The sequence below is a fragment of the Streptomyces sp. NBC_01142 genome (genome assembly GCF_026341125.1).
Classification (GTDB): domain Bacteria; phylum Actinomycetota; class Actinomycetes; order Streptomycetales; family Streptomycetaceae; genus Streptomyces.
On record NZ_JAPEOR010000002.1, the window covers coordinates 1,625,857 to 1,652,278 of the forward strand.

Consider the following 26,422-nt stretch of genomic DNA (forward strand, 5'->3'; position numbering starts at 1 on the left):
GTCACAGTCGCTTGACTCCCTTGATACGCCCTGCACGGGCGGCACGTGTCCTGGCGGCCTTGACCCGCAGTCCGCCGCGCTGGCGGCCGATACGCAGACCCGTGCCGGCGGAACGCCAGCCCGAGGCGATGTCGTTGCCGCCGCCGCTGCTGCTCTGGCCCTCGGCGAGCGGATCGCTGTCGGCGCGTCTGGCCAGCGCCATGATCAGTGGCACGGTGAACGGCGCGAGCAGCAGGTCGTAGACGGCGGCCGTGAACAGCAGGCTCCCCAGGCCCACGTGGCGAGCGGCGGTGTCGCCGACCAGGGCTCCCACACCCGCGTACAGCAGCGTCGAGCCGATGGCGGCCGCGACGACGACGACCATCGGTCCGGTGGCCGACTTGAGCTGGCCGTTGTCGGGGCGCACCAGGCCCGCGAGGTAGCCGATCACGCAGAGCACGAGCGCGTAGCGGCCGGCGGCGTGGTCGGCGGGCGGGGCGAGGTCGGCGAGCAGGCCCGCGCCGAAGCCGATGAAGGCACCGGCCATGTGCCCGTACACGAAGGCGAGTCCGAGGACGGTGAGCAGCAGCAGGTCGGGGACGGCGCCGGGAAGCTGGAGGCGGGCGAGGATGGAGACCTGGACGACGAGGGCGACCACGACCAGTGTCGTGGAGAGCAGCATCCGGTTGAAACGCATGACGGATCAGCTCCTACTGCTCGTCGTTCTGGCCGTCGGCGACATCGCTGTCCTGAGCAGTGCCACTGTCCTGGCCGGTGCCCTGGTCCTGGCCGTCGGGCGAGGGGGTGACCGTCACCGTGACGGTCGGCGCGGGCTTCGGCTTGCTCGGCAGGACCGCGTCGCGGGGATCGGAACGGGGTGCCTCGACGACGACGCCGACGATGTCGAGCTTGGAGAAGCCGACGTACGGACGGACGTAGATGTTTCGCATCAGGTCGCCGCCCGAGGGATCGACCCGGACGACCTCGCCGACCGGAACCCCGGGCACGAACGGCTTGTCGGCCTGCGAGCCGAAGGTGACCAGCCGGTCACCGGGCTTGACCTTGGCCTTGCCGTTGAGCAGCTGGACCAGCAGCGGCCGGTCGCCCTGGCCGGTGGCGAAGCCCAGTTCGTCGGTCTTCTCCATCCGGGTGCCGACGGTGAAGTCCGGGTCGCTGGCGAGCAGTACGGTCGCGGTGTTCGGGCCGACGGTGGTGACCCGGCCGACGAGCCCGTCGCCGTTGAGTACGGTCATGTCGCGCCGGATGCCGTCCGCGGAGCCGATGTCGATGGTCACCGTCCAGGAGAAGCCCTGGGCCGCTCCTATGGCGATGACTTCCGCGCCCTTGATGCCGTACTGGCCGGCACTGGCGGCCTTGTAGATCTTGTCGAGCTGGCGCGACCGGCTGCGGTTGCGCTCGTCGCTGCCGAGGTTCTGCTTCAGCTCGGCGTTCTCGCGCTCCAGTTGGCTGATGCGGTCGTGGCGCTCACCGGAGTCACGTACGGCCCCGATGGCGTTGCCGATCGGTTCGACGGCGGCCGCAACGCCATTCTCGACCGGTCCGAAGACCGTGGCGGCCCCCTGCCGGGCGCCGTCGACCGGTGACTCCTCGCCCCCGCGGATGTCCACCGTGATCAATGCGAACGCGATGACGATCAGCAGGACCAGGAGCAGCCGGCTCTCTCGTGTGTCCCTCACGTGCGGCGGCCGTGCCTTCCTCGTAGGAATATTGGTGTCTGTATATCAACGATCCGCCGTACGGGTCGGCAAGCCCCCATACAGGGGGTCCCCCCAGGCCGCAGGCCCATGGGGAGGATCTGCGACCCGGCCCTTCCCCCAGGGCGTGCTCGTGAAGTCCCGTCTGCCCCGCGGCCCCTGACACACACTCCCCGGGTTACCGCTGGGAGGTGCGCCCACGCGCCGTTGTCGGAGCCGCACGAGTCCGTCTCGAACGACTCCGGCCCGTACGACTCCGGCCCGTACGAGAGCGATCCTCCGCTGTGCGATCGCACGCACCGGACGCCGCAGGGCCCGCCCTGCGGGCGGACGGGGCTCCTTCTGCAGCACGCCCTAATAGCGGCGGGGCTGGGCATCGAGGACCTGCTGGAGCGCTTCGAACTCCTCGACACACTTGCCGGATCCGAGCGCCACCGAGTCCAGCGGATCCTCTGCGATATGGATCGGCATTCCGGTCTCGCGGCGCAGCCGCTCGTCGAGTCCACGCAGCAGGGCACCGCCGCCGGTGAGCACGATGCCGCGGTCCATGACATCGCCGGAGAGCTCCGGCGGGCACTTGTCGAGGGTGGTCTTCACGGCATCGACGATCGCGTTGACCGGTTCCTCGATGGCCTTGCGGACTTCCGCGGCGGAGATGACCACGGTCTTGGGCAGACCGGAGACGAGGTCACGGCCGCGGATCTCGGTGTGCTCGTCCTTGTCCATGTCGTACGCCGAACCGATCGTGATCTTGATCTGTTCGGCGGTCCGCTCACCGAGCAGGAGGGAGTACTCCTTCTTGATGTGCTGGATGATCGCATTGTCCAGCTCATCGCCGGCGACGCGAATGGACTGTGCTGTGACGATTCCGCCGAGTGAGATGACGGCGACTTCGGTGGTACCGCCACCGATATCGACGACCATGTTGCCGGTGGCTTCATGAACCGGGAGTCCGGAGCCGATGGCCGCGGCCATGGGCTCCTCGATGATGTGCACCTGTCGGGCGCCCGCCTGCGTCGAGGCCTCGATGACCGCGCGGCGCTCAACGCCCGTGATGCCGGAGGGCACACAGACGACGACACGCGGCCGGGCGAGGTACCGACGCTTGTGGATCTTCAGGATGAAGTAGCGGAGCATCCGCTCGGTGATCTCGAAGTCGGCGATGACGCCGTCCTTCAGCGGCCGGACGGCAACGATGTTGCCCGGTGTCCGGCCGATCATCTTCTTCGCCTCGGAACCGACCGCGAGAATGCCGCCCGTGTTGGTGTTGATGGCGACGACGGACGGCTCGTTGAGGACGATCCCCCGGCCCCTGACGTACACCAGCGTGTTGGCGGTCCCGAGGTCGACAGCCATGTCACGGCCGATGAACGACATGTTGTACCCCATGAGGATGCGTCTGGCCTTCCCAAATCGAGCATTGATGGCTTATTTGGACGGCGAGGTGGGTGCTGTGGCGTGAAGGCTTCCATCGTAGTGCCGCCTGCACGGACACGGCGCGGTGGTCCACCTCTCTATAAGTGACGAGGTGTCGCTGCGATGCGTTCCCGCAATGCGCTCTCATATGCCGGAGGGCGACCGAAATTCAATCGGTCGCCCCAGGTCATGAGCGCTGTATGGCTGACAGCCAATCAGGAAAGGCCGGGGAAGAAAATCTTGAGTTCCCGAATGGCGGACTCCTCGGAGTCCGAGGCGTGGATGAGATTCTCCCGGACGATCGTGCCGAAGTCCCCACGGATGGAGCCGGGCGCGGCGGCGATCGGGTCGGTCGGGCCCGCGAGCGCGCGGACGCCCTCGATGACCCGCTCGCCGTCGACGACGAGAGCGACGATGGGACCGGAGGCCATGAAGTCGACCAGCGGCTCGTAGAAGGGCTTGCCCTTGTGCTCGCCGTAGTGCTGCTCGAGGGTCTCCTGGTCGAGGGTGCGCAGCTCCATCGCGCTGATGGTCCAGCCGGCCTTGCCCTCGATACGGCCGATGATCTCGCCGATCAGGCCGCGGCGTACGGCGTCGGGCTTGAGCAGGACGAGCGTGCGCTGGCTCACGGTGCGGGCTCCTTCAGGTGCGGATGCAGGATTTCAGAGGCTACAGGGCCGGACCCGACGCCGATTACGCAGCGTCAGGCCCAGGCTCAGCCTGCGCGGACCACTTGGCCTTGGCCTCGTCGATCTTGGCGCCGTAGTGGATGGAGGCCCACCACAGGACCGCGAAGAGCGCGCCCAGGAAGAACATCGTGGGGATCACGAAGCCGCTCGCGATCAGCGCGATCTGCAGCGCCCATCCGAGCTGCACCCCGCCAGGGCGGCTGATCATCCCGCAGAGCAGGACCGAGAGCAGCATCCCGATGCCGCAGACCGTCCAGACCGTCGCCATCGAGAGGTCGTCGGACTTCATGGCGACCAGACCGGCAAAGCCGATCACGAAGAACTCGCCGATCAAGGTGGATGCACAGAGCGTACGCATCAGATGTCAGCCCCTCCCCAGGAGCAGCCGGGCCTCGCCGACCGTGATCACGGAGCCGGTCACCAGGACGCCCGCACCGGCGAATTCGGACTCCTCCTCGGCGAGCGTGATCGCCGCCTCCAGCGCGTCGTCGAGGCGCGGCTCGACGACCACCCGGTCGTCGCCGAAGACCTCCACGGCGACCGCCGCCAACTCGTCGACGTCCATCGCCCGCTGGCTGGAATTCTGGGTGACGACGACCTCGGCGAAGATCGGCTCGAAGGCCTCGAGGAGGCCGCGGACGTCCTTCTCAGCGCTCGCGCCGACCACGCCGATCAGCCGGGAGAACCCGAACGACTCGGTGATGCCGGCGGCGCTCGCGCGGGCGCCCGCCGGGTTGTGCGCGGCGTCCAGGACGACCGTCGGGCTGCGGCGTACGACTTCGAGACGGCCGGGCGAGGCCACCGAGGCGAACGCCTTGCGGATCACGTCCATGTCCAGCGTGCGGGTCTGCTCGGCGCCGACGCCGAAGAACGCCTCGACCGCTGCGAGCGCCACCGCCGCGTTGTGCGCCTGGTGGGCTCCGTAGAGCGGAAGGAAGATCTCCTCGTACTCCCCGCCGAGCCCACGCAACGTCACCAGCTGGCCGCCCACCGCGACTTCACGGGCAACGACACCGAACTCCATGCCCTCGCGGGCCACGGTGGTGTCGACCTCGACGGCCTTCTTCAGCATCACCTGCGCGGCGTCCACCGGCTGCTGCGCCAGGATGACCGTCGCGCCCTGCTTGATGATCCCGGCCTTCTCCACGGCGATCTCGGCGGGCGTGGAGCCGAGCCGGTCGGTGTGGTCGAGGTCAATGGGGGTGACCACGGCGACCGACGCGTCGATGACGTTGGTCGCGTCCCAGCTGCCGCCCATGCCGACCTCGACGACCGCGACGTCCACGGGCGCGTCGGCGAAGGCGGCGTACGCCATCCCGGTGAGCACCTCGAAGAAGGAGAGCCGGAAGTCCTGCGAGGAGTCGACCATCTCGATGTACGGCTTGATGTCGTTGTACGTCTCGATGAAGCGCTCGGCCTCGATCGGGGTGCCGTCCAGGCTGATCCGCTCGGTGATCGACTGGACGTGCGGCGAGGTGTACCGGCCGGTGCGCAGATCGAAGGCGGACAGCAGGGCCTCGATCATGCGGGCCGTGGACGTCTTGCCGTTGGTCCCGGTGATGTGGATCGAGGGGTACGCCCGCTGGGGCTCGCCCAGCACGTCCATCAGCGCCGCGATCCGGGAGACCGAGGGCTCCAGCTTGGTCTCGCCCCAGCGCCCGGCGAGCTCCTGCTCCACCGCGCGCAGCGCCTTGTCCACCTCCGGATCGGCGGGCCGGGCAGGCACAGCATCACCCTGGGGCGACCCGGCCTGCGCACGCAGAGTGCGGCTGCCGGCCTCGATCACCGCCAGGTCGGGGTCGCGGTCCCGCGCTGCGTCGGCGGGCGATGTCTCGTCGGTGTCGGCGATCTCGTCAAGGGGGTCAGGCTGCTCACTCACGGGACCAGTCTACGGAGAAGCAGTGACAGGACGTTCGGCCCGCCCTCCTCGGGACCGTCGGCCCGGGTCCCCGGCTGTCCCGGCAGACTTGGCGATCAAGGAAACAGGGATCGGCCTCGGCACCGCCGGCGCCCTGTTCTACGCCCGTGGCCAGGGCATTGTGCTCAATGAACCGTCCGTGGCCACGGTCGGGGAGAGCGCCGGACGGCCCTCGCCGTCGGTATGCAGGCCGAGGAGACCATCGGCCGCACTCCGGGTTCGCTCACCGCGATCCATCCGCTCAGGGACGGCGTGACCAGCGGCCACGAGGCCACGGGGCCGCCGAGGCACGATCCGCCGTTGTGGCCGCAAGGCCGTGCGCGGTGCACGGTGCACGGTGCACGGCAAGGCCGCTCACCCGGATGGTGGTGGGGGTGCCAGCGGGGTGTCCCTCGTCCGAGGTCTTCGGACCCGGGCACGGACACGAAAAGGCCCCGGACCGAGACCCGGGGCCTTTCTGTGTTTCCGGGCGTTACGCCTGTGGCGTCACGCCTGCGGCAGGCTGTCCAGCTGCGCGGTGATCCGCGCGATGTCCTCCTCGGCCTTGGCGAGCCGGCCACGGATCTTGTCGACCACGTTGTCGGGGGCCTTGGCGAGGAACGCCTCGTTGCCGAGCTTCGCCAGCGCCTGGACCTTCTCCTTCTCGGCCGCGTCGCGGTCCTTCGTCAGACGCTTGCGCTCGGCGGCGACGTCGATCGTGCCGGACAGATCCAGCGCGACCGTGGCCCCCGCGACCGGGAGGGTCGCCGTGGCGCTGAAACCTTCGCCCTCCGGCTGAAGCCGGAGCAGCTGCCGGATGGCGGCCTCGTGCGGCGCGAGCTGAGTACCGGACAGATCCAGGCGGGCCGGGACCTTCTGGCCGGGCTGCAGCCCCTGGTCGGAGCGGAACCGGCGGACCTCGGTGACAACCCGCTGGACCAGCTCGATCTCCAGCTCGGCCGCCCTGTCGCGGAAGCCGCTGTCGCCCGGCCAGTCGGCGATGACAACCGACTCCTTGCCGGTGAGCGTGGTCCAGAGCGTTTCGGTGACGAACGGAACGATCGGATGCAGCAGCCGCAGCGTGACATCCAGGACCTCGCCCAGGACGCGGCCGGAGACCTTGGCCTGCTCCCCGCCGGCGAAGTACGTCGTCTTGGAGAGCTCGACGTACCAGTCGAAGACCTCGTCCCACGCGAAGTGGTAGAGCGCGTCGGACAGCTTCGCGAACTGGTAGTCCTCGTAGAACGCGTCGACCTCGGCCACGGTCGCGTTGAGCCGGGAGAGGATCCACCGGTCGGCCGCCGACAACTGCTCGACGGGCGGCAGTTCACCTTCCACCGTCGCGCCGTTCATCAGCGCGAAGCGGGTCGCGTTCCAGATCTTGTTGGCGAAGTTGCGGGACGCCTGGACCCAGTCCTCGCCGATCGGGACGTCAACGCCCGGGTTGGCGCCGCGGGCCAGGGTGAACCGCACGGCGTCGGAGCCGTACGCGTCCATCCAGTCCAAGGGGTCCACCGCAGTGCCCGAGGACTTGGACATCTTCTTGCCGAACTGGTCGCGGACCAGACCCGTGAGCGCGATCGTGTGGAACGGCGGCTCGCCGTCCATCGCGTACAGACCGAACATCATCATCCGGGCGACCCAGAAGAAGATGATGTCGTGTCCGGTGAGGAGCACGTCGGTCGCGTAGAACTTCTCGAGGTCCGGGGTCTGTTCGGGCCAGCCGAGCGTCGAGAACGGCCACAGGGCCGAGGAGAACCAGGTGTCCAGGACATCCGGGTCCTGTGTCCAGCCGTCGCCGGCCGGCGCCTCGTCGTCCGGTCCGACACAGACGACCTGGCCCTCCGGCCCGTACCAGACGGGAATCCGGTGGCCCCACCACAGCTGGCGGGAGATACACCAGTCGTGCATGTTGTCGACCCAGTCGAAGTACCGCTTCGACATGTCCTGCGGGTGGATCTGGACCTTGCCGTCACGGACCGCGTCACCGGCGGCCTGGGCGAGGGGCCCGACCTTGACCCACCACTGCATGGACAGTCGCGGCTCGAGCGTCGTCTTGCAGCGCGAGCAGTGCCCGACGGAGTGCGTGTACGGACGCTTCTCGGCGACGATCCGTCCTTCGGCGCGCAGCGCGCCGACGATGGTGGAGCGGGCCTCGAAGCGGTCCAGTCCCTGGAAGGGCCCGTGGACCGTGATGACCCCGCGCTCGTCCATGACGGTCAGCGACTCGAGGTTGTGCCGCTGCCCGATGGCGAAGTCGTTCGGGTCGTGCGCCGGAGTCACCTTGACCGCGCCGGTACCGAACTCCGGGTCGACGTGCGTGTCCGCGACGACGGGGATCGTGCGATTGGTCAGCGGCAGCTTGATCTGCTTGCCGATGAGGTGCGCGTACCGCTCGTCGTCCGGGTGGACAGCGACAGCGGTGTCACCCAGCATCGTCTCGGCCCGGGTGGTCGCGACGACGAGCGTCTCGTCACCGTCGCCGTACTTGATGGAGACGAGCTCGCCGTCGTCGTCCTGGTACTCCACCTCGATGTCCGAGATGGCGGTCAGACAGCGCGGGCACCAGTTGATGATGCGCTCGGCGCGGTAGATCAGCTCGTCGTCGAACAGCCGCTTGAAGATGGTCTGGACGGCCTTGGACAGACCCTCGTCCATGGTGAAGCGCTCGCGCGACCAGTCGACACCGTCGCCGAGACGCCGCATCTGGCCGAGGATCTTGCCGCCGTACTCTTCCTTCCACTGCCAGACGCGCTCGACGAAGTCCTCGCGCCCCAGGTCGTGACGGGAGACGCCCTCCTTGGCGAGCTCGCGCTCGACGACGTTCTGCGTGGCGATCCCGGCGTGGTCCATGCCCGGCAGCCAGAGCGCCTCGTACCCCTGCATCCGCTTGCGACGGGTGAGGGCGTCCATGAGCGTGTGCTGGAAGGCGTGGCCCAGGTGCAGGCTGCCCGTGACGTTCGGCGGCGGGATGACGATGGTGTACGGCGGCTTCTCGCTCTTGGGGTCGGCCGCGAAGTAACCGCGCTCTACCCAGCGCTCGTACAGCTTCCCCTCTACCTCGGCCGGCGCGTACTGGGTCGGCAGTTCGGGGTTGCTGGCTGGCTGCTGCTGAGCGTTCTCGGTCACGGGCTCAGTTTAGAGGTGTCACAGGGCCGTACTGAAACTGGAATGTTCGGTAACGGTGTGACCCCTGCCGCCCCACGACATTGGCGGTTGGGTCAGGATGTTCGGACGACATAAGTATCTGGAGGGGAACGTAGTAATGAGCCACAACCAGCCGGGCCCGTACGGCGGCCAGCCTCAGCAGCCCGGACCGTACGGTCAGCCGGGTCCCTACGGCCAGCAGCCGCCGCAGGCCCCGCAGCCCGGCTACGGGTACCCGCAACAGCAGCCTCCGCTGCAGCCGGGCTACGGATACCCCCAGCAGCCCCCGCAGGGCGTTCCGCCGCAGCAGCAGCCGGGCCAGTGGGGCCAGCCGCAACAGCCGGGCCCCTACGGCCAGCAGCCCCAGTACGGCGCGGGCGGCCCCGGCGGCTACATGCCGCCCCCGCCGGCGGCCCCGAAGAAGAAGACGGGCCTGATCATCGGCGCGGTGGTCGTGGCGCTCGCGGTGATCGGCGGCGGGGTGTACTTCCTGGTGGGGGGTGGCGGCGCCTCGATCGCCGACGACGGGCCGCACAAGCTGACGACGCCGGCGACAGTGCTCGGCGGCGAGTACAAGAAGACGGACAGCAGCAGTTCGTCCGGCAACGACCTCGAGGACGCCGCGAAGTGGGGCGTCAAGAACGGCAAGGAGATCAGCGCCCAGTACGAGTCGGGTGACAAGAGCAACCCGCTGACCCAGAAGTTGCTGACCTTCGGCGGCGTCTACGGGGAGATCGACGACCCGGAGAAGGTCGTCGACGCATTCTTCGCCCACATGAAGGCGGAGTCCGAGAAGGACAAGGACGACAAGGCGGAGCTGGTCGGCAGCCCGAAGTCGTACGAGCCGGACGAGCTCGAGGGTGCCGTCCTGAAGTGCCAGGAGATCAAGGGCCCTGGCCCTGGGGCCGGGGCTTCCGGAGGCACCGGCCCCAAGGACGTCACGGTCACCATGTGTGCATGGGGCGACCACAGCACGATGGGCATGGTGATTCCTGTCGACGTCGCCGGCATGATGGGTGGCAAGGCCAGTTCGCCGGAGCAGGCCGCGAGCCTCACCGCCAAGCTGCGCAACGACGTTCGCGTCAAGGCCTAGCCAAAGCACTCAACACGAAGGGGCGCCCGGCCAGTTCACTGGCCGGGCGCCCCTTCGGCTTATGCAGCAACCGCTACGCGGACTTCTCGTGGCGGCCGTCGTTCTTCACGATCCGCGGCTCCCGCGGAACCAGCGTCGGGTTCACGTTGTTGTGGACCACGTCCTCCGTGATGACCACGCGGGCCACGTCCTTGCGGGACGGGACCTCGTACATCACCGACATCAGGACCTCTTCCATGATGGCCCGCAGGCCACGCGCGCCGGTGCCCCGCAGGATCGCCTGGTCCGCGATGGCCTCCAGCGCCGGGCGGTCGAAGTCCAGCTCCACGCCGTCCAGTTCGAACAGGCGCTGGTACTGCTTCACCAGCGCGTTCCGCGGCTCGACCAGGATCTGGAGGAGTGCCTCGCGGTCGAGGTTGTGGACCGAGGTGAGGACCGGGAGGCGGCCGATGAACTCCGGGATCATCCCGAACTTCACCAGGTCCTCCGGCATGACCTCCTGGAACTGGTCGCTCGCCTCGATCTCGCGCTTGGAGCGGATGGTGGCTCCGAAGCCGATGCCCTTCGCGCCCGCCCGCGACTCGATGATCTTCTCGAGGCCGGCGAACGCGCCGCCCACGATGAAGAGCACGTTCGTCGTGTCGATCTGGATGAACTCCTGGTGCGGGTGCTTGCGGCCGCCCTGGGGCGGGACGGAGGCCGTCGTGCCCTCCAGGATCTTCAGCAGCGCCTGCTGGACGCCCTCGCCCGACACATCCCGAGTGATCGACGGATTCTCGCTCTTACGGGCGACCTTGTCGATCTCGTCGATGTAGATGATCCCGGTCTCGGCCTTCTTGACGTCGTAGTCGGCCGCCTGGATCAGCTTCAGCAGGATGTTCTCGACGTCCTCGCCGACGTAACCCGCCTCCGTCAGCGCCGTCGCGTCGGCGATGGCGAACGGGACGTTGAGCATGCGGGCCAGGGTCTGCGCGAGGAGCGTCTTGCCCGAACCGGTGGGGCCGAGCAGGAGGATGTTGGACTTCGCGAGCTCGATCGCGTCGTCGCGGCTCGCACCGCCGCCGTTCTCGCCGGCCTGGACGCGCTTGTAGTGGTTGTACACCGCGACCGAGAGGGCCTTCTTCGCGGGCTCCTGCCCGACGACGTACCCCTCGAGGAACTCGTAGATCTCGCGCGGCTTGGGGAGTTCCTCCCACCGCACCTCGGAGGTCTCTGCGAGCTCCTCCTCAATGATCTCATTGCAGAGGTCGATGCACTCGTCGCAGATGTACACACCCGGGCCTGCGATGAGCTTCTTCACCTGCTTCTGGCTCTTTCCGCAGAACGAGCACTTGAGCAGGTCGCCGCCATCACCGATGCGTGCCACGAGGTGCTTCCCCTTCGCCTGGGAGCAGCTTGGTTCAGCCGACTCCTGGTGCCTCATATCCGACGGTACCTTGCCGGGGCCCCCGTTCGGGCCCCCCTTGGCGCGGTTCACATTTGTCGTGCACCGCGCCAAGGCCGCCGCAGCGGTTCAGGCGGCCGCTGCGGCCGTGCTCTTGCGGGTGGAGACGATCTGGTCGACGAGGCCGTACGCGAGCGCACCCTCGGCGGTCAGGATCTTGTCGCGCTCGATGTCGTCGCGGACCTTCTCGATCGGCGTGGTGGAGTGCTTGGCCAGCATCTCCTCCAGCTGCTCGCGCATACGCAGGATCTCGTTGGCCGCGATCTCCAGGTCCGAGAGCTGCTCACGGCCGGTCTGCGAGGACGGCTGGTGGATCAGCACGCGGGCGTGCGGCAGGGCCATCCGCTTGCCGGGCGTACCGGCGGCGAGCAGCACGGCCGCGGCGGAGGCCGCCTGGCCCATGCACACCGTCTGGATGTCCGGCTTCACGAACTGCATCGTGTCGTAGATGGCAGTCAGCGCGGTGAAGGAGCCACCCGGGCTGTTGATGTAGATGGAGATGTCACGGTCCGGGTCCATCGACTCCAGGCACAGCAGCTGCGCCATGACGTCGTTGGCGGAGGCGTCGTCGATCTGCACGCCGAGGAAGATCACGCGCTCCTCGAAGAGCTTCGCGTACGGGTCGTACTCGCGCACGCCCTGCGAGGTGCGCTCCACGAAGCGCGGGATGACGTAGCGGTTGTCCACCTGCGGGCCGGTGTAGAGGCCGCTTGCGGAGGCGTTGGGGAGGTTGCTCATGTCGGTGTTCACCATCCTGGTGGCGTTCTGCGGGCTGGGGAGACTGGGGGCGCTGACTGCCTGGCGCAAAGGCTCAGGCGCCGGTGCCGCCGCCGCCCGGAACGCCCGATGCGGAGGCCATGATCTCGTCGATGAGGCCGTACGCCTTGGCCTCTTCAGCGGTGTACCAGCGGTCGCGGTCACCGTCGCGGATGATCGTCTCGACGGTCTGACCGGAGTGCTGGGCGGTGATCTCCGCCATGCGCTTCTTCGTACGGAGCAGGTACTCGGCCTGGATCTTGATGTCCGAGGCGGTACCGCCGAGGCCGGCCGATCCCTGGTGCATGAGGATGTCGGTGTTGGGGAGCGCGAAGCGCTTCCCGGCGGCGCCACCGGTCAGCAGGAACTGACCCATCGAGGCCGCCATGCCCATACCGATGGTCACCACGTCGTTCGGGATGTACTGCATGGTGTCGTAGACCGCCATGCCGGCTGTCACCGAGCCACCGGGGCTGTTGATGTAGAGGTAGATGTCCTTGTCCGGCTCGGCGGCCAGGAGGAGCATCTGCGCCGTGATCTTGTTGGCGATGTCGTCGTCGACCTGCTGGCCGAGGAAGATGATCCGCTCGCCGAGCAGCCGGTTGTAGACATGGTCGCCGAGGCCACCACCGATGGACGGCTCACCCGCGGCGTAAGGCATCAGATTCGTCACGTATCCACCTGCTCGTCTCTGACGGCTCCGGCGCCGTCTCAGCGTCTTCGTACTGGGGGCGGGGACTGCTCTGCCCTCGTATTCATGGACCCTAACGCGCAGGTGGGACAACGCCATCCCGCTTCCCGAACTGTTCGCTCGGAGCGCAAGGTGACCGGGGGCGCAAGGGATCTCTGCGGGGCGCTCACCGCACCGCCGCAGTCGGCGGTACGAGGGCGCCGGGAAAGCGCGTCGGGCTCCGGGCGCGTGGTGCGTCCGGAGCCCGACGTGAGAGTCAGCGCGAGGCTCAGGCCTCGTTCTTCTCCGCCTTCTCGGCGTCCGCGTCGGCGTCACTGTCGACGGCAGCGTCGGCGTCGGCGGTCTCGGCGGCGGCCTCGGCCGTCTCCTCCTCGTCGTCCTCGAGGTCGACGGTCTCACCGTTGGTGTCGGTGACCTTGGCGGCCTCGACGACCACGGCGAGCGCCTTGCCGCGGGCGACCTCGCCGACGAGCATCGGCACCTGGCCGCCCTCGACGACGGCCTGGGCGAACTGGTCCGGGCTCATGCCGGAGGAAGCCGCACGCCGCATGAGGTGCTCGGTGAGCTCCTCCTGGTTGACGTTCAGCTTCTCCTTGTTGACGAGCTCGTCGAGGATGAACTGGGTCTTGATGCCCTTGACCGCCTGCTCCTTGGTCTCGGCATCGAACTCTTCCTCGGTCTTGCCCTGGATCTCCAGGTACTTGGCGAGGTCGAGGCCCATCTGGCCCAGCTGGTGGTTCACGAGGTTGTGCTTGCGGGTGTTGATCTCGTCCTCGAGAAGCTTCTCGGGGATCGGCACCTCGGCCAGCTTCAGCAGCTCCTCCAGGACGCGCTCCTGCGCCTGGGTGGCCTGGTCGTACTGCTTCATGTTCTCGAGACGCTTGCGGCTGTCCGCCGTCAGCTCCTCGAGGGTGTCGAACTCGCTGGCCATCTGCGCGAAGTCGTCGTCGAGCTCGGGGAGCTCACGGGCGGCGACGGCGGTGACCTTGACGGTGACCTCCGCCTCCTTGCCCTCGGCGCTGCCGCCCTTGAGCTCGGAGGTGAAGGTGGCCTCGCCGTCGGCCTCCAGGCCGGTGACCGCGTCGTCGATGCCCTCGAGCAGCTCGCCGGAGCCGATCGTGTACTGGACGCCACTGGCGACGCCGTCCTCGAGGACCTCGCCGTCGACCTTGGCCTCGAGGTCGATCGTCACGATGTCGCCCTCGGTGGCGGCGCGCTCGACCGGGTTGGTGGAGGCGAAGCGCCCACGCAGCTCCTCAACGGCCTTCTCGACGTCCTCGTCGCTGACCTCGACGGCGTCGACGGTGACCTCGATGCCGGAGTAGTCCGGGATCTCGATGACCGGGCGGATGTCGACCTCGGCGGTGAAGGCCAGCGTCTCGCCGTCCTTCAGCTCGGTGATGTCGACCTCGGGCTGGCCGAGCGGGTTGAGCTCGGCCTCGTTGACCGCCTCGGTGTAGAACTTCGGGAGGGCGTCGTTGACAGCCTCCTCCAGCACCGCACCACGGCCGAACCGCTGGTCGATCACTCGGGCCGGGATCTTGCCCTTACGGAAGCCCTTGACCGTGACCTGCTGGTTGATCTTCTTGTACGCCGCGTCGAGGCTGTCCTTGAGCTCCTCGAAGGGCACCTCGACAGTGAGCCGAACCCGAGTCGGGTTCAGGGTCTCCACGGCGCTCTTCACGGTTCGGTCTCCTTGGTGGCTGATTCTGGGGTTCTGCTGCGTCCGCCGCACTGGAGGCGGCTCAGCGGATTCGGCCCGGCTCTTCGTCAGACTCGTCAGACACACGGGCACGCAGTTTGCATAGTAGCCGCAAGCAGGATGCGCCCCACAACGCGATCTTGAAGGGCGATGGTGATGGTGGTCGGGGTGGCCGGATTCGAACCGACGACCTTCCGCTCCCAAAGCGGACGCGCTACCAAGCTGCGCCACACCCCGTCGGTGCGACACGTAGGGTACATGCCCGCAGGCAGTGCGGCTGCCGCATTCTCCGGGAGGGGCACCGAGCCGGAACGGGGTGTGCGCCGACGGGTGAGGACCCGCTACGATGCTCTTCGTACCGCGGCCCTCGTGACCTGCGGTGCGACGCTTGCGGGCGTAGCTCAATGGTAGAGCACTAGTCTTCCAAACTAGCTACGCGGGTTCGATTCCCGTCGCCCGCTCTCGAACGTTCAGGGCCAGGTCAGAGGTTCATCCTCCAGCCTGGCCCTGATGCGTTTCTGCCTTCGATCCGGCCCGGGTGCCCGCTGCGTGCCCGTTCGGCTGGGGATCTTGCTTCCGTGCCCGCTCGACAACGGCGCTCACGGCCCGGCCGATCAGCCGCTCCCGTTCGGCAGTTGCGTGCTGCTGCATCAGCGCGGCACGGGCGGCACTGTGGCCCATTCTGGTCATCGGCTCACGCGTGTCGGCACCGGTCGCCGCAGTGAGGGCGTCCCCGCGTGTGCTGAAGATCATGAAAACAACAGGGCGCCGACGAAGATCCGGCCGCCGTCCGGTCCCGGCTGGGCGAGTACAGCGAGATGCGTAGCCAGATCGGTCACGATCACGGCCCGATCACCCCGGCGCTCTTGCCCGCCGCGCTCCTGGGTTCCTTCACCAGCCGCTTGCCGCTGCGGAGTTCGGCCACGTTCCGGCGCACACGAAGGGTTCCTGTGAGAGGGGTAGCCGCTCTGCCGACCTCGTCGCTGGCTGACAGGCCGGAGTCGGGCGAAACTGGAGACAAAAGAGCCCAATCCGGCTCACATGGGCGGCAGGGATCTGCAAAGCATCGCGCTTGTCACCCGCGCCCTCACATTCCCGCGCGCCCCGCACGGGAACCAAGAGGTGGGAGTGAACCGTGGCGATGGTCGGACTGTTCTGGATCAGCGAGGACTCGGTGTACGTGGGTTCCCCGCCGACCGGGGACGGGCGCTGTGTCCGGCTTACTGCCGACGGGCTGGACGCCGTGGGCCCCGAGGGCTCCCGGGCGTGGACGTGGACGGACCTGCGTTCCGCGGCGGTCGAGGCGGCACCCGTACGCGGCACGCTGGGCAGCCGACTGGGGATGACCCTGGAAGTGCTGCTCACGGCGGCGTCCGGCCTCGGCAACGAGCCGGCGGAGATGATTCTGCGCCTGGAGACGGTGGGCGGTGACGCGGAGGGGGTTCCGTTGTACTCGGCGACAGCCGGTTACGACCCCGAGGAGATCGCCCTTTCCCAGTCCCTGCTGGCCCGTTTCGTGGCGGGAACGGCCGACCCGCGGACCGTCGTCGCCTGGGGCCGGCAGAACAGCAGCCACGGCACTCCGAAACCGCACCTGCGTGAGGCCCTCCTGCGCGAGTGGGCGCAAACATGAGCCGTGGCCACGCGCCCGCTCTGCGCATGACCTCGGGCCCGGCCCGGTGAGTGACTCACCGGGCCGGGCCCGAGGTGCTTCCAGGTCTCTGCGCGCTTCGGCGCGGGCGCGGGCCGCGGGCGGGGGCCGGGGGCGTCGGCAGGCCGCGCGGGGCGGCTGCTCGGAACCGGCCGGAATCAGAAGTTGATCTGGTTGATCGTGTCGGCTATCGAGTCGAGGAACCTGTTGATCGACGGGGCCATGCCCGTCGAGGCGAGGAAGAAGCCGAAGAGCACCGCGACGATGGCGGGGCCGGCCTTGATCGAGCCTCCTCTTATGAGCACCACGAGGACGACCGCCAACAGCAGCACCACAGACAGTGAAATGGCCACAACTGATCACACCCTCGGTCGGTCCCGCCTTGCCCGCCCGGGAGCGTGCAGCCCACACACCCCCGCCGCCTCCATCGTGCCACCAACCTCCCTCCATATGCTGCCCGCTGACGAATGATCGAAGACTGGATCACGCCAACTGCGCCCCCGCGCACGCCCGTGGGCGAAGGCGACCGGCCCCGGCAGGGTGAAATACGGGGACGAATTCGATCTGATCGTTTCCATGCCCCCACATGTTGGTCACGAGAAATTCGAAGATGAGTGGTGAGGAAATTCACCCGCGCACACCAGCGTGGCGAAATGCCCCAATTAAGGGGGATTAACTGGGGCATAGTGCCCGGTTGGTGACTGTTTCAGATTCGAATGGGCCGTATGCGCAGGGAGTTTTACGAAATCGAATCGACGAGGCTAGGGTGCCTCAGATGTTCCACCCTCCGCTCGGATTTCAGCGGGCCCCGCTCCCCCAGGCCCGGGAGCCGGATCCCCTCCCTACGACGCAGCAGGCGAGTGCCCCTGCCCTTCCCGCGCCTGGCGAGAAGTCCGCTCAGAAGTCCATCGCGAAGTCCACCAGTCGAGACGCCTACTTCGACAACGCGAAGTATCTGGCGATCGTGCTCGTGGCGGTCGCGCATGCATGGGAGCCGGTGATGGACGGCAGCAGGGTCTCGCGTGCCCTGTACATGCTCGTCTACACCTTCCACATGCCGGCCTTCATCGTCATCTCCGGCTACTTCTCGCGGAGTTACAGCGGCAAGCCCCACCAGCTCAGACGTCTGCTGACCGGCATCGCCCTGCCGTACGTCGTCTTCGAGGTGGCGTACTCGCTCCTCGCCCGGTGGGGGAACGACGACCCGGGGCATCCCATCAGTCTGCTCGACCCCTTCTATCTGACCTGGTTCCTGGCCGCGCTGTTCATCTGGCGGCTGACCACTCCCCTGTGGCAGCTGATCCGGTGGCCGCTGCCGGTCGCCCTCGGTCTCGCCTCGCTCGCCGTGCTGACGCCGAAGATCGGGGACGATCTCAATCTTCAGCGCGTGCTCCAGTTCCTGCCGTTCTTCGTGCTGGGGCTGTGTCTGAAACCCGAGCATTTCCAGCTGGTACGGCGGCTCGAGGTGCGGCTGCTGGCGCTGCCGCTGTTCGCGGGCGCCGCCGTCGTCGCGTACTGGGCCGCACCCCGGATGAATCTTGGCTGGTTCTACCACTCCAAGAGCGGCCAGGAGCTGGGTGTGCCGTGGTGGTCGGGCGTGGTGATGAACTTCGCGCTCTTCGGATGCGCGGTGCTGCTCACGGCCGGTTTCCTGGCGTGGGTGCCGCGCCGCAGGACCTGGTTCACGGTGCTGGGTGCCGGCACCATCTGCGGCTATGTGCTGCACGGCTTCCTGGTCAAGGGCGCGGACTACTCGGGCATCGTCGAGTCGTACGGCTGGCTGCGCTCCCCGAGCGGCGAGATCGTGGTGACGCTGTTCATGGCGGCAGTGGTGACGCTGATGTGCACCCCGCCGGTGCGGCGCGCGCTGCGATGGGTGACCGAGCCGGAGATGGCCTGGGCGTTCAAGCGGGATCTGACGGAGCTGGGCCCGCGGCGCTGACGCGGGCGCCTGTCGTGCCGCCGGTTTCGCCGGGGCTGCCGTCCGCAGCGGTCAGCCCCAGCAGCCGGCGCACCTCGGCGTACTTCGCGGTCAGCCTGCCCCGTGTCGCCTCGTCCAGCACGGCGAGCCGCGCCGGGTCGGCGTTGTGCGCAAGATCGGCCTCCTTGACCAGCCGGGCGCCCGGGGTGGCCAGAATGCGCCCGGTGTAGTCCCCGAGCTCCTCGCCCTTGTGCTTGGTGAGCGCGAGGACCATGTCCTTGACCGGCTGCGGCAGCGCGGCCGTCGCCAGCCACTGCCGGGAGAGCGCGTCGTCCTCGACGGAGTCGTGCAGCCAGCCGGCGGCGATCTGCTCGTCGCTGCCGCCCCGGGCGCGTACCCCTTCGGCCACGGCTTGAAGGTGCTCGGCGTACGGTCGTCCCGCCTTGTCGCTCTGCGTGGCGTGCGCCTCGCGGGCGATCGCTTCGACCTCGGCCAGGGTCAGGTTCTGCTGCGGCATGGCTCCGACTGTACGGCCGGGTGGCCCATCCCGTGCCGGCCGCCCGTGGACTGCTGCCGGGCTGCCGGGCTGCCGGGCCGCACCGCCTCCGGCCGCGTCCTCGAGCTCCGGACGGACCCGTTACGCCTCCCGGCACAGCAGCAGAAGCGCGCGGTCGTCGTTGACATCCTTCGCGACTGCCTCGATCAGATGCCAGGCCGCACCCTCGAAGCCCGAGGACACATACCGGTCGGCCTCGCCGGTGAGGCGGTCGATGCCCTCGCTGATGTCCCGGCCCGACGCCTCGACCAGGCCGTCCGTGAAGAGCATCAGTACGTCGCCGGGGCGCAGCGAGCCCTTGACCGGGTCGAACTGCGCTCCGTCGTAGATGCCGAGGAGAGGGCCCTCGGTGTCCTTCTCCTCCCAGCGGCCGCTGCCCGCGTGGAGCTGGAGCGCGGGAAGGTGACCGGCGGACAGCAGCTCGTAGTCGCCGGAGTCCAGGTCCAGGACGAGATGGATGGAGGTGGCGAAGCCCTCGTCCCAGTCCTGGCGGAGCAGATAGCCGTTGGCCGCGGGCAGGAAGCCGTGCGGCGGGAGCGAGCCGAGCAGGCCGCCGAACGCGCCGGACAGCAGCAGGGCGCGGGAGGCCGCGTCCATGCCCTTGCCGGAGACGTCGGTGAGGACGACCTCGAGGGTGCGGCCGCCACTGGTGCGGGCCGCGACGACGAAGTCGCCGGAGAAGGACTGGCCGCCCGCCGGGCGCAGCGCCATCTCGCGGTGCCAGCCCTTCGGCAGCCGTGGCAGGGCGCTCTGGACCCGGATGCGTTCGCGCAGGTCGAAGAGCATCGTTCCGCCGCGCCGCCAGGGGACGCCGACACGGGCTCTGAACTGGGCGATGAGAAGGCCGAAGAAACCGCAGGCCGCGACCGTGAGAACGATGCCCGGTGTGACCCGGGCCGACGGGCCGTCGGTGTACGGGCCGAGCACGACGGACTCCACGATCAGGGCCCCTGCCGCTGCCGCGTACAGACTGAGCAGGCTCGCCGGGCGCAGCAGGAGGCCTCCGGCCACGATGGGCAGGACCAGCGCCGCCGGGGAGACCCAGACCGGCATCACGATCGTGCCCCAGGTGAACGCCGGGATCGTCAACAGCAGTCCGGCCAGTGCGATCCAGTCGGAGCCGTCGCCCCGGAAGTAGTCGACCCCGGACTTGCGCAGCGCGATGCGTGCCCGGTGCGTCGCTTTCCGCAACCGGGCCGTGTACGCGTCTGCTGCAGAGCTGCGGGCCATTGCCGTGGACCCTATCCACCCGTTCGCCTCCCGCGCAGGGGGACCCCGGTGACAATGTGTTCGAAATCGGGTCGCCCGGGGGTCGTGGCCCTGGTAGGCATGGCATATGACGATCGAGCTCCGGGTGCTGCGTCCGTCCGAATGGGACGACTGGTACGGCAAGTTGATACTCGCCTTCGGCGGAGTTCCCGAGGCTCCGCAGGAGCGCGAACTGTGGGACGCGCTGACCGAGCACGAACGTTCGATCGGGGCCTGGGACGGGGACGACTGCGTCGGAACGGCCGGGGCGTTCTCGTTCGGGGTCTCGGTCCCGGGCGGCGCGATGGTGCCCGCCGCGGGCGTGACGATGGTGAGCGTGGCGGCGACGCACCGGCGGCGCGGGGTGCTCACCTCGATGATGCGCCGCCAGCTCGACGACGTACGGGAGCTGGGCGAGCCACTGGCCCTGCTGACGGCCTCCGAGCCGGGGATCTACGGACGGTTCGGGTACGGGATCGCGACCCAGCAGATGTCCGCGGAGATCGACACACTCCGGACGCGGATCAAGGCTCCTGAGGGCGCCGACGAGGTGCGGCTACGGTTCGCGAAGGTCGCGGATGTCGCGCAGGAGTGCGAGGCGGTGTACGTCCGCAGCATCGGCTCACGGCCGGGCATGCTCGCCCGCAGGCCGGGCTGGGAGCGGCTGCCGCTGCTCGACCCGCCGGCCGATCGTGACGGTGCTTCGCCGATGCTGTGCGTGGTCGCCGAGCGGGCGGGCGAGATCGTTGGCTTCGTCCGCTTCCACAACAAGCCGGCGTGGGGGGCGGGCGGCCCGAACGGCAGCATTGTGCTGCGGCACATCGAGGCGCTCGACCCCGTGACGTACGCCGTTCTGTGGCGCTTCCTCTTCGACATCGACCTGACCGACAAGGTCGTGGCGCGCAACCGGCCCGTGGACGATCCGCTGCTGCACCTGGTCAGCGATCCGCGGCGGTGCGAGGCGCGGGTGCGGGACGGCATGTTCGTGCGGCTGGTGGATGTGGGGGCCGCGCTGGAGGCGCGTACGTACCAGAAGCCGGTGGATGTGGTGTTCGACGTCGAGGACACCTTCTGTCCCTGGAACGCCGGGCGCTGGCGGCTGACCGGCGATGGCAAGGGCGCGTCCTGCAAGCGGACGCCCGTCGGCACGTCCGCCGATCTGGCGCTGTCCGTACGGGAGCTGGGCGCGGCGTACCTGGGCGGAGTGTCGCTGGCCGCGCTGGCGGGCGCGGGGCGGGTGCGGGAGCTGCGACAGGGGGCGCTGTCCGGGGCATCGGTGGCCTTTGCCTCGGACGTCGCGCCCTGGCTGCCGCACGGGTTCTAGCCGCCCGTCCCGGTCCGGTCGCCCCTCCCGCCCCTTCCGATCGGCTAGCACTGCTGGCAGGAAGCGCACCAGAAGAGATTGCGAGCGGCGAGACCGGCGGTGCGGATCTCGCCGCCGCAGACATGGCAGGGCAGCTGTGCCCGGCGGTAGACGTAGACCTCGCCACCGTGGTCGTCGACGCGCGGCGGGCGGCCCATCGCCTCAGGAGTGTGCTGGGGGCGGACGGTGTCGATGCGATTGTTCCGTACGCCCTCGCGCATGAGCTCCACGAGGTCCGTCCACATCGCGTCCCACTCGGCGCGGCGGATGTCCTTGCCCGCGCGGTAGGGGTCGATGCCGTGCCGGAAGAGAACCTCGGCACGGTAGACATTGCCGACGCCCGCGATGATCTTCTGATCCATCAGCAGCGCGGCGATCGTGGTGCGGGAGCGGGAGATACGGTCCCAGGCCCGCTCGCCACCGGACGCGACCGCGGCGTCCGCGGCCCGCAGCGGATCGGGGCCCAGACGCTCGTGTATCGCCCGCTTCTCGCCGTCGGTGATCAGCGCGCAGGTGGTCGGGCCACGCAGATCGACGTACGCGGCGGGGCCCGCCAGCCGCAGCCGGACCGTGTCGGTGGGCGGCGGAGCGGGGGCGTCACCGAAGGTCACCTTGCCGAAGAGGCCCAGATGGATATGGACCCAGCCGAGCGGACCGAAGCCGAGGAAGAGGTGCTTGCCGTGTGCCTCGGTGCTTTCCATGGCCCGGCCGTCGACCAGCGCCGCGCTGCCGGAGAACTTCCCCTGCGGGCTGGAGGCGCGCACAGGCCGGCCGCCGAACCTCTCGAAGTGGTCGGCGGCCAGTCGGTGGATCGTGTGGCCCTCGGGCACGCTCAGCCCTGCTGCGGGTGGTGGGCCGGGATCGGGGGGAGCTCGCCGGTCGTCTCGTACGCCGAGAGCATCTCGATCCGGCGGGTGTGACGCTCCTCACCGGAGTACGGCGTGGTGAGGAAGATCTCGACGAACTTGGTCGACTCCTCGACCGTGTGCATCCGGCCGCCGATCGCGACGACATTGGCGTTGTTGTGCTCGCGGCCGAGGGCGGCGGTCTGCTCGCTCCAGGCGAGTGCGGCGCGCACTCCCTTGACCTTGTTCGCGGCGATCTGCTCGCCGTTGCCGGAGCCGCCGATCACGATGCCGAGGCTGTCCGGGTCCGCGGCGGTCTTCTCGGCCGCACGCAGGCAGAACGGGGGGTAGTCGTCCTGGGCGTCATAGATGTGGGGACCACAGTCGACGGGCTCGTGGCCGTGGGCCGTGAGCCACTCGACGAGGTGGTTCTTGAGTTCGTAGCCGGCATGGTCGGAGCCGAGGTACACGCGCATGTTCCGAGTGTGGCACGCAAGCGGCTGGGTAGCGGTCAGCGGGGTCAGGACCTTCAGGACGTGCAGCCCCCGCCAATGTGGCTCACCTAACGATCCGGATTCAGGTCTTCCGTCTCGAGTGGATACGGGTTTTTAATGCGGGGGCTCGTAACCCGAGTGCTCTCGAACCTAAGGATTCGTCCATGACCTCGCAGCAGACCCTCATGAAGGAAGGCGGACAGCCCGGAACACCCGGGAACCCGCAGCCCTCCGGCGGTCTCCAGGCCGGACTCAAGAACCGCCATCTTTCCATGATCGCCATTGGCGGTGTGATCGGGGCCGGCCTGTTCGTCGGTTCCTCCGGTGGTATCGCCAAGGCCGGCCCCGCCATCCTGATCTCCTACGCGCTCGTCGGCGCTCTGGTCGTCTTCGTGATGCGCATGCTCGGCGAGATGGCCGCGGCCAGCCCGAACTCGGGCTCCTTCTCCGCATACGCCGACCGCGCGCTCGGCCGCTGGGCAGGCTTCTCGATCGGCTGGCTGTACTGGTTCTTCTGGGTTGTCGTGCTGGCCGTGGAAGCCACGGCCGGTGCGGTGATCCTGGAGGGCTGGGTCCCCTCGGTGCCGCAGTGGGCCTGGGCACTGATCGTGATGGTCGTGCTGACCGCCACCAACCTGGCCTCCGTCTCGTCCTACGGCGAGTTCGAGTTCTGGTTCGCGGGCATCAAGGTCGTCGCCATCGGCGCCTTCGTGGTGATCGGTCTGCTGGCCGTCTTCGGTGTGCTGCCGGGCTCCGACAACCCGGGTGCGGGCTTCGCCCACCTCACCGACGCCGGCGGATTCCTGCCGAACGGTGCGGGCGCCATCCTCACCGGTGTGCTGATGGTCGTCTTCTCCTTCATGGGCAGCGAGATCGTCACGCTGGCCGCCGGTGAGTCCGAGGACCCGCGGCGCGCGGTCACCAAGGCCACCAACAGCGTGATCTGGCGGATCGGTGTCTTCTACCTGGGCTCGATCTTCGTCGTCCTGACCCTGCTGCCGTGGAACGACAAGTCGATCGTGGACAAGGGCTCCTACGTCGCGGCCCTCGACTCCATCGGCATCGCGCACGCCGGCCAGATCATGAACGTCATCGTGCTGACGGCCGTCCTGTCCTGCCTCAACTCGGGCCTCTACACCGCCTCCCGCATGGCCTTCTCGCTGGGCCAGCGCGGTGACGCGCCGAAGGCGTTCGCCAAGGTCAACGCCAAGGGTGTGCCGGCCGTCGCCATTTTGGCCTCCGTGGTCTTCGGGTTCGTCGCCGTCTACTTCAACTACGCGTTCAAGGACACGGTCTTCACCTTCCTGCTGAACTCCTCGGGTGCGGTGGCGCTGTTCGTCTGGCTGGTGATCTGCTTCACCCAGCTGCGGATGCGCGGAATCCTGATGCGCGAGGTGCCGGAGAAGGTGACGGTGAAGATGTGGCTCTTCCCGTACCTCACCTGGGCGACCGCGGCGATGATCACCTTCGTCCTGGTCTACATGCTCTTCGACGACGCCAACCGCGAGGTCGTGCTGCTGTCGCTGCTGGTCGCTGCGCTCGTGATCACCGTCGGCGTGGTGCTCGACCGCGTACGGAAGGCCTCCGGCGAGTCCGCTCCGGATGCAGTCGCCGACGGCGCTGCCGACTCCGGCGACGGCCAGAGCGATGTGAGCGACTCGGTCAGCGTGTCGTAACCCGTCGGGCCGACGGCGACTCCGTGTCGTCCGTCGCGCGACAAACCTGACGGCAGATGTCAGGTTATCGAGGGAGGCTCTCCGTGAAGCCCAACGTGGACGAACGGAGAGCCTCCCTCATGCTTGCCCCCGCCAAGACCACCTTCCGCCCCGGTGACGCCGGGTACGCGGACGAACTGGCCGGTTTCCAGACCGGTTTCACCCAGCGTCCGGCGCTGATCGTCGGCGCCACGGACGCCGAGGAGGTGCGCGCGGCCGTCGCGTACGCCGCCGAGCGCGGGCTGACGGTCGGCGTCCGCGCCACCGGGCACGGACTGCCCGGCTCCGCCGAGGGCGGGGTGCTGATCAGTACGCAGCGGATGGACGGCGTACGCGTCGACGCCGGAGCGCGCACGGTGCGCGTGGAGGCGGGCGTGCGCTGGGGGCAGGTCGTGGCGGCCGCGGCCGAGCACGGCCTGGCCCCGCTGAACGGCTCGGCGCCCGGTGTGGGCGTGGTCGCGTACACGCTCGGCGGCGGACTGGGCATCCTGGCAAGAGAGTTCGGGTACGCCGCAGACCATGTGCGCGCCCTGGACGTGGTCACCGCGGACGCCGAGCTGCGGCACGTCACCCCCGACAGCGACCCGGATCTGTTCTGGGCGCTGCTGGGCGGCGGCCACAACTTCGGGGTGGTGACGGCGCTGGAGATGGACCTGGTGCCGGTGGCCCGGCTGTACGGCGGGTCGCTCCTCTTCGGCGCGGAGCTGGTCGAGAAGGCCGTGGGCACCTATCTGGAGTGGACGGCCGATCTGCCGGACGAGGTGACCTCGTCGATGGCCATGGTGCAGTTCCCGGATCTGCCGATGGTTCCGGAGCTCCTGCGCGGGCGCTACACGGCCTCGATCCGGGTGGCGTACACCGGGGACGCTGCGGAGGGGGAACGGCTGGTGGCGCCGCTGCGGGCGATCGGGCCCACGCTCGGGGACTCGCTGCGGGAGATGCCGTACACCGACAGCCACACCATCCACAGCGACCCGGACTTCCCGCACGCCTACTACGGGGACAGTGCGGTACTGCGCGATCTGGATGTCCGCTCGGCGCGTCAGGTGCTGGCGCTGACCGGCCCCGACGCACCGGCGATGACCGTGGTGCAGATCAACCATCTGGGCGGGGCACTGGCGCGGGACCCCCAGACCCCGAACGCGGTGCCGTTCCGCGACGCGCGCTGTCTGGTGCGGCTGCTGAACCCGCTGGACGGCACGGAGAGGGAGACGGTCCACGCCCTGCACGGACAGGTCTTCGGGGTGCTTCGGCCGCTGACCATGGGCCGCGCGCTCAACTTCGCCTTCGGCGCCGGGGACCGTACGCAGGGGCTGTACGACCCCGAAACGCTGAAGAGGCTCGCCGGGCTCAAGTCCCTCTACGATCCGGCGAACCTCTTCAGGCAGAACTACAACATCAGCCCCGGCGGCCGATGAGCTTCCAGGCGGTGGGCAGCGCGCCCATCGCCAGGGCCGCCTTCAGGGCGTCGCCGATGAGGAAGGGCACCAGGCCGGCGGCGATCGCGGCGCTGAACGACATACCGGTGGCCAGGGCCAGGTAGGGGACGCCGACCGCGTAGATGATCACCGAGCCGAGCACCATGGCGCCTGCGGTGCGCAGCATGGAGCGGTCGGCGCCGCGGCGCGCGAGGGCGCCGACCACCGTGGCCGCGAGCAGCATGCCGAGGATGTAGCCGAAGGACGGCATCGCATAGCCGGAAGCGCCCTCAGCGAACCACGGCATGCCCGCCATGCCGACCAGGGCGTACAGCGCGAGGGAGAGGAAGCCGCGGCGGGCGCCGAGCGCGGTGCCGACGAGGAGCGCGGCGAAGGTCTGGCCGGAGACCGGAACCGGGGAGCCGGGGACCGGGACGGCGATCTGGGCCGCTATGCCGGTGAGCGCGGCGCCTCCGACGACGAGTGCCGTGTCCACTGCGTTCTTCGCACGGGATGCGGGCAGCAGGTCCGCGAGGACCGCTCCGGGGCGTGAGGTGACGGAAGCAGTGCTCATCGGGACTCCGCAAGGGTGGGGGAAGGTGAGGGCAGGCAGGGACAGGCTGACGGTAGCCCACGGAGATCACTCGATCACCAGCAGCCGCCCACAAAGCGGGGGTTGACC

General features: G+C 68.8%; 24 protein-coding genes and 2 tRNA genes. 7 read left to right on the forward strand and 19 right to left on the reverse strand.

The features are described from left to right. Window position 1: 1 nt before the first annotated feature. The 7 genes from mreD to OG883_RS24880 all read right to left on the reverse strand — a co-directional run bounded on the left by mreD (window position 2) and on the right by OG883_RS24880 (window position 8,825). On the reverse strand, window positions 2-676 hold the full coding sequence (gene mreD / locus OG883_RS24845) for a rod shape-determining protein MreD (protein ID WP_266544819.1): 675 nt from the start codon (window positions 674-676) through the stop codon (window positions 2-4). A 13-nt stretch (window positions 677-689) separates the two neighbouring features. Next, the gene (gene mreC, locus OG883_RS24850; protein WP_266544820.1) at window positions 690-1,676 is read right to left on the reverse strand and encodes a rod shape-determining protein MreC; all 987 of its coding nucleotides are present in this window, start codon (window positions 1,674-1,676) and stop codon (window positions 690-692) included. A 372-nt stretch (window positions 1,677-2,048) separates the two neighbouring features. Continuing rightward, entirely contained in the window at window positions 2,049-3,071 is a 1,023-nt protein-coding gene (locus OG883_RS24855; RefSeq protein WP_266549409.1) for a rod shape-determining protein, read from the reverse strand. 254 nt (window positions 3,072-3,325) lie between these two features. After that, window positions 3,326-3,739: a nucleoside-diphosphate kinase gene (gene ndk, locus OG883_RS24860; protein ID WP_266544823.1), complete on the reverse strand. Its 414-nt coding sequence runs from the start codon at window positions 3,737-3,739 to the stop codon at window positions 3,326-3,328. A 64-nt stretch (window positions 3,740-3,803) separates the two neighbouring features. Further along, the gene (locus OG883_RS24865; RefSeq protein ID WP_266544826.1) at window positions 3,804-4,157 is read right to left on the reverse strand and encodes a DUF4233 domain-containing protein; all 354 of its coding nucleotides are present in this window, start codon (window positions 4,155-4,157) and stop codon (window positions 3,804-3,806) included. A 6-nt stretch (window positions 4,158-4,163) separates the two neighbouring features. Continuing rightward, a complete protein-coding gene (locus OG883_RS24870; RefSeq protein WP_266549411.1) occupies window positions 4,164-5,648 on the reverse strand; it encodes a folylpolyglutamate synthase/dihydrofolate synthase family protein in 1,485 nt (494 codons plus the stop codon). A 555-nt stretch (window positions 5,649-6,203) separates the two neighbouring features. Beyond that, a complete protein-coding gene (locus tag OG883_RS24880; protein ID WP_266544828.1) occupies window positions 6,204-8,825 on the reverse strand; it encodes a valine--tRNA ligase in 2,622 nt (873 codons plus the stop codon). Between the two features lie 136 nt (window positions 8,826-8,961). Here OG883_RS24880 and OG883_RS24885 point away from each other — a divergent pair, with 136 nt between their 5' ends. After that, window positions 8,962-9,936, forward strand: a complete 975-nt coding sequence (locus OG883_RS24885) for a hypothetical protein (RefSeq protein ID WP_266544831.1) — start codon at window positions 8,962-8,964, stop codon at window positions 9,934-9,936. A gap of 73 nt (window positions 9,937-10,009) precedes the next feature. Here OG883_RS24885 and clpX read toward each other — a convergent pair whose 3' ends face one another. The 5 genes from clpX to OG883_RS24910 all read right to left on the reverse strand — a co-directional run bounded on the left by clpX (window position 10,010) and on the right by OG883_RS24910 (window position 14,766). Then, window positions 10,010-11,302, reverse strand: coding sequence for an ATP-dependent Clp protease ATP-binding subunit ClpX (gene clpX / locus OG883_RS24890; RefSeq protein WP_266544833.1), 1,293 nt, complete (start codon window positions 11,300-11,302; stop codon window positions 10,010-10,012). 147 nt (window positions 11,303-11,449) lie between these two features. After that, window positions 11,450-12,133 carry an ATP-dependent Clp protease proteolytic subunit gene (locus tag OG883_RS24895; protein WP_323180964.1) on the reverse strand — a complete coding sequence of 228 codons (684 nt, stop codon included), beginning with the start codon at window positions 12,131-12,133 and terminating at the stop codon, window positions 11,450-11,452. A gap of 58 nt (window positions 12,134-12,191) precedes the next feature. Then, on the reverse strand, window positions 12,192-12,809 hold the full coding sequence (locus OG883_RS24900; RefSeq protein ID WP_323180965.1) for an ATP-dependent Clp protease proteolytic subunit: 618 nt from the start codon (window positions 12,807-12,809) through the stop codon (window positions 12,192-12,194). 286 nt (window positions 12,810-13,095) lie between these two features. Continuing rightward, on the reverse strand, window positions 13,096-14,511 hold the full coding sequence (tig, locus tag OG883_RS24905; RefSeq protein ID WP_266544838.1) for a trigger factor: 1,416 nt from the start codon (window positions 14,509-14,511) through the stop codon (window positions 13,096-13,098). A 178-nt stretch (window positions 14,512-14,689) separates the two neighbouring features. Continuing rightward, window positions 14,690-14,766: transfer RNA gene (locus OG883_RS24910), tRNA-Pro, on the reverse strand. A 153-nt stretch (window positions 14,767-14,919) separates the two neighbouring features. On the opposite strand from OG883_RS24910, the gene OG883_RS24915 reads away from it, so the two are divergent. Then, a tRNA-Gly gene (locus OG883_RS24915) sits at window positions 14,920-14,990 on the forward strand. A 28-nt stretch (window positions 14,991-15,018) separates the two neighbouring features. Here the strand turns inward: OG883_RS24915 and OG883_RS24920 are convergent. After that, the gene (locus OG883_RS24920; RefSeq protein ID WP_266544840.1) at window positions 15,019-15,282 is read right to left on the reverse strand and encodes a hypothetical protein; all 264 of its coding nucleotides are present in this window, start codon (window positions 15,280-15,282) and stop codon (window positions 15,019-15,021) included. A gap of 382 nt (window positions 15,283-15,664) precedes the next feature. On the opposite strand from OG883_RS24920, the gene OG883_RS24925 reads away from it, so the two are divergent. Beyond that, window positions 15,665-16,162: a hypothetical protein gene (locus OG883_RS24925; protein ID WP_266544842.1), complete on the forward strand. Its 498-nt coding sequence runs from the start codon at window positions 15,665-15,667 to the stop codon at window positions 16,160-16,162. Between the two features lie 176 nt (window positions 16,163-16,338). On the opposite strand, the gene OG883_RS24930 is transcribed toward OG883_RS24925, so the two are convergent. Next, the gene (locus tag OG883_RS24930) at window positions 16,339-16,533 is read right to left on the reverse strand and encodes a hypothetical protein (RefSeq protein WP_266544845.1); all 195 of its coding nucleotides are present in this window, start codon (window positions 16,531-16,533) and stop codon (window positions 16,339-16,341) included. Between the two features lie 422 nt (window positions 16,534-16,955). Between OG883_RS24930 and OG883_RS24935 the strand changes: the two genes are divergently transcribed. Continuing rightward, complete coding sequence (locus OG883_RS24935) at window positions 16,956-18,122, forward strand: acyltransferase family protein (RefSeq protein ID WP_266544848.1); 1,167 nt, start codon at window positions 16,956-16,958, stop codon at window positions 18,120-18,122. On the opposite strand, the gene OG883_RS24940 is transcribed toward OG883_RS24935, so the two are convergent. Both OG883_RS24940 and OG883_RS24945 read right to left on the reverse strand, forming a co-directional pair. Further along, window positions 18,085-18,618, reverse strand: a complete 534-nt coding sequence (locus tag OG883_RS24940; protein WP_266544850.1) for an HD domain-containing protein — start codon at window positions 18,616-18,618, stop codon at window positions 18,085-18,087. The genes OG883_RS24935 and OG883_RS24940 overlap by 38 nt on opposite strands. Window positions 18,619-18,738: 120 nt before the next feature. After that, the gene (locus tag OG883_RS24945; RefSeq protein WP_266544852.1) at window positions 18,739-19,887 is read right to left on the reverse strand and encodes a PP2C family protein-serine/threonine phosphatase; all 1,149 of its coding nucleotides are present in this window, start codon (window positions 19,885-19,887) and stop codon (window positions 18,739-18,741) included. A gap of 106 nt (window positions 19,888-19,993) precedes the next feature. Here OG883_RS24945 and OG883_RS24950 point away from each other — a divergent pair, with 106 nt between their 5' ends. Continuing rightward, window positions 19,994-21,229: a GNAT family N-acetyltransferase gene (locus OG883_RS24950; protein ID WP_266544854.1), complete on the forward strand. Its 1,236-nt coding sequence runs from the start codon at window positions 19,994-19,996 to the stop codon at window positions 21,227-21,229. 44 nt (window positions 21,230-21,273) lie between these two features. Here the strand turns inward: OG883_RS24950 and OG883_RS24955 are convergent, their stop codons facing one another. Together OG883_RS24955 and OG883_RS24960 are read right to left on the reverse strand one after the other, a co-directional pair. Next, window positions 21,274-22,098 carry an Fpg/Nei family DNA glycosylase gene (locus OG883_RS24955; RefSeq protein ID WP_266544857.1) on the reverse strand — a complete coding sequence of 275 codons (825 nt, stop codon included), beginning with the start codon at window positions 22,096-22,098 and terminating at the stop codon, window positions 21,274-21,276. Between the two features lie 2 nt (window positions 22,099-22,100). Further along, window positions 22,101-22,589 carry a ribose-5-phosphate isomerase gene (locus OG883_RS24960; protein WP_266544860.1) on the reverse strand — a complete coding sequence of 163 codons (489 nt, stop codon included), beginning with the start codon at window positions 22,587-22,589 and terminating at the stop codon, window positions 22,101-22,103. A 182-nt stretch (window positions 22,590-22,771) separates the two neighbouring features. Here OG883_RS24960 and OG883_RS24965 point away from each other — a divergent pair, with 182 nt between their 5' ends. Both OG883_RS24965 and OG883_RS24970 read left to right on the forward strand, forming a co-directional pair. After that, entirely contained in the window at window positions 22,772-24,283 is a 1,512-nt protein-coding gene (locus OG883_RS24965; RefSeq protein WP_266544863.1) for an amino acid permease, read from the forward strand. Window positions 24,284-24,402: 119 nt separating this feature from the next. Beyond that, window positions 24,403-25,740, forward strand: coding sequence for an FAD-binding oxidoreductase (locus OG883_RS24970; RefSeq protein ID WP_266549415.1), 1,338 nt, complete (start codon window positions 24,403-24,405; stop codon window positions 25,738-25,740). On the opposite strand, the gene OG883_RS24975 is transcribed toward OG883_RS24970, so the two are convergent. After that, window positions 25,721-26,314, reverse strand: coding sequence for a biotin transporter BioY (locus tag OG883_RS24975; protein ID WP_266544866.1), 594 nt, complete (start codon window positions 26,312-26,314; stop codon window positions 25,721-25,723). The two genes, OG883_RS24970 and OG883_RS24975, sit on opposite strands and share 20 nt — an antisense overlap. Between the last annotated feature and the right edge of the window lie 108 nt (window positions 26,315-26,422).

Coding starts and splice junctions, on each gene's coding strand:
- OG883_RS24940 (WP_266544850.1), bottom strand. CDS start 18,618: ATGCCGCAGCAGAACCTGACCCTGGCCGAGGTCGAAGCGATCGCCCGC.
- OG883_RS24945 (WP_266544852.1), bottom strand. CDS start 19,887: ATGGCCCGCAGCTCTGCAGCAGACGCGTACACGGCCCGGTTGCGGAAA.
- OG883_RS24855 (WP_266549409.1), bottom strand. CDS start 3,071: ATGTCGTTCATCGGCCGTGACATGGCTGTCGACCTCGGGACCGCCAAC.
- OG883_RS24885 (WP_266544831.1), top strand. CDS start 8,962: ATGAGCCACAACCAGCCGGGCCCGTACGGCGGCCAGCCTCAGCAGCCC.
- OG883_RS24960 (WP_266544860.1), bottom strand. CDS start 22,589: ATGCGCGTGTACCTCGGCTCCGACCATGCCGGCTACGAACTCAAGAAC.
- OG883_RS24935 (WP_266544848.1), top strand. CDS start 16,956: ATGTTCCACCCTCCGCTCGGATTTCAGCGGGCCCCGCTCCCCCAGGCC.
- OG883_RS24975 (WP_266544866.1), bottom strand. CDS start 26,314: ATGAGCACTGCTTCCGTCACCTCACGCCCCGGAGCGGTCCTCGCGGAC.
- OG883_RS24865 (WP_266544826.1), bottom strand. CDS start 4,157: ATGCGTACGCTCTGTGCATCCACCTTGATCGGCGAGTTCTTCGTGATC.
- OG883_RS24895 (WP_323180964.1), bottom strand. CDS start 12,133: ATGGTGAACACCGACATGAGCAACCTCCCCAACGCCTCCGCAAGCGGC.
- OG883_RS24965 (WP_266544863.1), top strand. CDS start 22,772: ATGACCTCGCAGCAGACCCTCATGAAGGAAGGCGGACAGCCCGGAACA.
- OG883_RS24970 (WP_266549415.1), top strand. CDS start 24,403: ATGCTTGCCCCCGCCAAGACCACCTTCCGCCCCGGTGACGCCGGGTAC.
- mreD (WP_266544819.1), bottom strand. CDS start 676: ATGCGTTTCAACCGGATGCTGCTCTCCACGACACTGGTCGTGGTCGCC.
- OG883_RS24920 (WP_266544840.1), bottom strand. CDS start 15,282: ATGATCTTCAGCACACGCGGGGACGCCCTCACTGCGGCGACCGGTGCC.
- OG883_RS24950 (WP_266544854.1), top strand. CDS start 19,994: ATGACGATCGAGCTCCGGGTGCTGCGTCCGTCCGAATGGGACGACTGG.